This is a genomic window from Hyphomonas oceanitis SCH89, from assembly GCF_000685295.1.
In the GTDB taxonomy this organism is placed as follows: Bacteria; Pseudomonadota; Alphaproteobacteria; order Caulobacterales; family Hyphomonadaceae; genus Hyphomonas; species Hyphomonas oceanitis.
Genome location: NZ_ARYL01000125.1, coordinates 1 through 1,101, shown reverse-complemented (window position 1 = coordinate 1,101; position 1,101 = coordinate 1). Strand labels below are relative to the sequence as shown.

Here is a 1,101-nt window from a genome sequence, read left to right as displayed (position 1 = left end):
CGAAAGAAGAGTGGCGCGAAGGGATGACCACAGAGAAACTCAAGAAAGAGCTCGATAACCTTGTCCAGGTACCAAGCCTCACCAATGTCTGGATCATGCCGATCAAGAACCGAATTGATATGTTGGCGACAGGGATAAAGACGCCGATTGGGATCAAGGTCGCCGGACCAGACCTGGACGTGATTGGCGATGTAGCTCAGCAGATAGAAGCGGTCATTAAAAACGTTCCGGGAACCGCATCCGTCTACGCCGAGCGCGTCACCGGTGGTCGTTTCGTTGACGTCGACATAAAGCGTGAAGAAGCTGCGCGTTTCGGTCTGAATGTTGCCGACGTACAAGCATTCGTTCAGACCGCAATCGGCGGCATGACAGTGACGCAATCCGTCGAAGGTCTGGAACGTTATCCGGTGAATGTGCGCTATCCCCGCGAATATCGCGACTCGCTTGAACGTCTGAAAAACCTGCCCGTCGTCACGAAGACCGGGGCTCAGATACCGCTGTCGCGACTTGTCGATATTTCCATATCTGGCGGACCTGGCGTCATCCGCAGTGAAAACGCCCGCCTGAACGGGTGGATCTATGTTGATATATCGAACGTTGATATTGGCAGCTATGTAAAGAACGCAAAGAAATCGGTCGAGACGATTGATTTACCCGCCGGATATTCCCTTTCCTGGTCAGGGCAATACGAATACATGGAGCGCGCCAAACAACGACTCAGCGTTGTCGTCCCTCTCACTCTCGTCATCATCCTCCTGTTACTGTTCCTGAATTTCAGGCGCATTACACCCGTTCTGATCATCATGGGGACCTTGCCATTGGCACTCGTGGGCGGCCTTTGGTTTCTCGATATACTTGGTTACAATATGTCGGTGGCTGTCGGCGTCGGGTTTATTGCTCTAGCGGGTGTTTCCGTAGAAATCGGTGTACTGATGATTGTTTATCTGGAGCACGCTCTTGAGGATCAGATGAAGCAGGCAAGAGACGAAAATCGTGAGCTGACAAGAGCTGACTTGCGCGCCTCAGTCATTGATGGCGCCCTTCTGCGGGTCCGGCCCATCATGATGACGGTTGCTGTCGTCATAGCCGGCCTCCTTCCAA

General features: G+C 53.0%; 1 protein-coding gene. It reads left to right on the top strand.

All coding sequences use genetic code 11. From position 1 onward, the window contains the following. The coding region (locus tag HOC_RS20525) for an efflux RND transporter permease subunit (protein ID WP_035542555.1) at positions 1-1,101 on the top strand (1,101 nt) is incomplete at both ends.